Genomic DNA, 973 nt, shown 5'->3' on the forward strand with positions numbered 1-973 from the left:
GGGCCGAGCGCGAGCCCGGCGGCTCCCTGCCCTGGCTCTCCACCCTCCTCCTCGCCGCCTTGATGGTGGTGAGCGCGCTGCGGGCCTGCTCGGGGTCGCTGTCGAGGAGGGCGAGCCCTACGCCCGCCTGGACGTTGATGACGGAGATCGAGTGGGCGAGGACGTCGTGCAGCTCGCGGGCGATCCGCAGGCGCTCCTCGTCGGCCCGGCGGCTTTCGGCGGCGGCGCGTTCGGCGCGCTGCTGGGCCCACTGCTCGCGGCGGACCCTGACCAGTTCGGAGGCGGCGAGGATGGCCACGACGAAGGCGGCGACGGGGATCTCCTGCCCCCACGGGCCGGGGCCGTCACCGGCCGGCGGGAGGTGGCGGTAGAGCCAGTGGGAGACCAGCAGATGGCCCGCCCAGAGCAGCCCGAGCGCCCACCAGGCCGCGCGCCGGTGGCCGTGCACGATCGCGGCGTAGCAGGCGACGGCGACGGTGAGGAAGACCGGGCCGTAGGCGTATCCGGCCGCGAAGTAGGCCAGGGTCAGCGCGGCGACCCCGAAGACCACCGGCACCGGGTGGCGGTGGCGCCACAGGAGGAGCGCGGACCCGGTCAGCAGCAGCACGCGGCCGAGGGCGTCGAGGGCCTCCCGGTCGGGCTGGTTCCGCGCCGCGAAGCCGGAGCCGACGAGGACGAAGGCGGCGAGGAGGAGGGTGGAGAGCCAGGGCAGGGAGCCGCCGGGCTCGCGCTCGGCCCAGCGCCAGGCGCGCGGCGGTCCGCCCCGGCCGCGCGGGCCGCAGGGCGGACCGCCGCGACCGCCTCGGTCCTGGCCGGGTGTCGGCTGTGGGTCCATGTCCGCCACGCTAGACGCGCGGCGGCGGTGCGGGCGTCACCCGGGCGTGGTGATCACGCCTACTCCCGCGGGAGTAGACCGTACGGCCGGGGTCTCCCCCGGGGACGGGCCCGCTCGGCAGGGTGCGGTCGGCGGGGG

General features: G+C 77.3%; 1 protein-coding gene. It reads right to left on the reverse strand.

The window, feature by feature from the left end; genetic code table 11:
* The coding region (locus tag EAO71_RS35165) for a histidine kinase (protein ID WP_147981888.1) at positions 1 to 835 on the reverse strand (835 nt) is incomplete at its 3' end.
* Positions 836 to 973: the final 138 nt, after the last annotated feature.

This window comes from Streptomyces sp. MS191, from assembly GCF_008042125.1.
Taxonomy (GTDB): domain Bacteria; phylum Actinomycetota; class Actinomycetes; order Streptomycetales; family Streptomycetaceae; genus Streptomyces.